We start from the raw sequence: 2,077 nt of genomic DNA on the forward strand, positions 1-2,077 counted from the left end.
GCCGACGCGGTCGGCGTCTTCGTCGACGACGCGACGGTCGCCGTGGACGCGACGGTCACCGTCGACGACGACGGGATCGAAGCCCTCACGGACGCGCTCGGCGCGGTCGCGGACGCGGTCGACGATGCGGGGCTCGACCCCGATGACGACGCCGATACGATCGCCGAGCTGCTCAACGCCACCGACGCGCTGTCGGACGCGCTGGAAGCGGCAGAGGAGTGGGACGACCTCGAGACCCACGAGCAGCTCCGCGCGCAGGGATACTACGACGTGCTCGGTCACTACAAGGACTTCCCCGTCGAGTGGGCGGCGCTGAAGGAGCACGAGACGCGCGGTAACGTCGACATGATCCTGCTCGCGCTCGATTCGCTCCAGTCGGACTTCATGGAGCGGCACTGTCTCGAAGCGTTCGAGCGCATGGGAAAACGCGGGAAAACCGAGGCCTCGCTTGAAGAGCTGCTCGGCCGCGCCGGCAAGCGCGACCGGTTCGCGATCCGGATCCTCGGGAAGATGGCGGCCGACGAGGCAGTTGATACCCTCGTCGAGTACGTCGACGAGGCCTCCAACCCGCAGCTCCAGAAGACGACGTTCAAAGCGCTCGGCGAGATAGGCGCGACCGAGGCGGTTCAGCCCCTCGCGAACCAGCTCGACCCGGACGGCGACACCGACGAGCTCGTTCGTCCCCACGCGGCTCGCGCGCTCGGCCTCATCGGCGACACCCGTGCCGTCGATCCCCTCGCCGACGCGCTCGCCGAGGACGACTCCGACGACCTTCGCGCCGCCGCCGCGTGGGCCCTCAGACAGATCGGCACGCAGGACGCGCTCGAAACCGTCGCCGAGTACGTCGACGAGCGGTCCTTCATCGTCCAGACCGAAGCGGAGAAAGCGAAGACGACGCTCGACGCTGCGGCGCAGGCGGCGTAACCCTCGTACGGAGTGGTGTAACCCGCGACACGGGCAACGAACGCCGCGACATCCGTCGGTCCGACGCGGTGGCTCTTCGTTCTCCGAGAGTATCGGTAACGATCCCGCCAGCGACTGCCGCCACCGTCGGCGAGCGCTCTCGCTCCGGGGTCAAGGGTTCGTGAAAACCTGTCGCGTTCGGTGTCCCGCGGTCGAGACCGGCCGAGCCCGATGATCGTAGTGTGTGCGTTCCGGGGCGACGATCGCCCGAGGGGACGGTTAGTTGCGGACGACGTTCGTCGCGCGGGGGCCTTTCGGCGAGGACTCGACATCGAACTCGAGCTCCTGTCCCTCTTCGAGGTCCGGGCCGCCAACGTCTTCCATGTGGAAGAACACGTCATCGTCCTCGTCCTCAGTCGAAATGAAACCGTAGCCGCCAGTGTCGTTGAAGAAATCAACCTTTCCGTTTGCCATTGCAAACAAACATACACTCGGTTCGGGCATAACCCTTGCGAGGGTCGTGGTACCACGACCGTCCCGGTCGTCCCGCACCCGGCCGTTTATATGCGATACCGCACCCATGCGGCGCATGCGACGGGGGTTCGACCGATCCGTGTGGTTCGAGAGGCCGGCGTCCATCGCCGTGGTCGTCGCCATCGCCGCGCTCGTGTTCGTGGCCGTGCTCGCGGTCGTTGCCCCCGCAGCGGCGGCGAGCCCGGCTGTGACGGCCCATCCCGATGTGACGGGCCCAAGCGTGGTGACTCCGAGCGTGGCGACGACAGCTTCGGACGTGACGACGATGGATCCGGATGTCGCGTCGGACGGGTCGGTCGCCACGTCGAACGGGTCGGCCGCCCGATCGGAGGCGACCCCGGCCATCGTCGAGCTCTATCCGAACCCCGTCACCGAGGGGAACCGCGGCGAGTATCTCGTCGTCCGACTCCCGTCGGCGGGAAACTGGTCGCTCTCGGACGGCCACCACACGACGGCGATCCCGTCCGGGGCGAACGGAACCGTCGCGCTCTCGATGGCGCCGGAACTCGCGGCGGACCACCTCGCCCGGGCGGGGGACGGGCAGCGAACCGGCGTCCCGGTTCATGCGTTGGAGGGGTACTTCCCGCTCGCCGCGGCGGGCGACCGGATCGAGCTCCGTCGTGACGGTGAGGCGGTCGAC

The 2,077-nt window shown here is 68.1% G+C and carries 2 protein-coding genes and 1 pseudogene; 2 read left to right on the top strand and 1 reads right to left on the bottom strand.

The features are described from left to right. A partial coding sequence (locus tag ACFQEU_RS14980; protein ID WP_379783455.1) for a HEAT repeat domain-containing protein occupies nucleotides 1-924 on the top strand: 924 nt, incomplete at its 5' end. Between the two features lie 258 nt (nucleotides 925-1,182). On the opposite strand, the gene ACFQEU_RS14985 is transcribed toward ACFQEU_RS14980, so the two are convergent. Further along, nucleotides 1,183-1,377: a cold-shock protein gene (locus ACFQEU_RS14985; protein ID WP_112079586.1), complete on the bottom strand. Its 195-nt coding sequence runs from the start codon at nucleotides 1,375-1,377 to the stop codon at nucleotides 1,183-1,185. A 115-nt stretch (nucleotides 1,378-1,492) separates the two neighbouring features. Between ACFQEU_RS14985 and ACFQEU_RS14990 the strand changes: the two are divergent. Continuing rightward, nucleotides 1,493-2,077, top strand: a pseudogene (locus ACFQEU_RS14990) (phospholipase D-like domain-containing protein); the annotation flags it as partial.

It is taken from the genome of Halorubrum tibetense (genome assembly GCF_042661865.1).
Taxonomy (GTDB): domain Archaea; phylum Halobacteriota; class Halobacteria; order Halobacteriales; family Haloferacaceae; genus Halorubrum; species Halorubrum tibetense.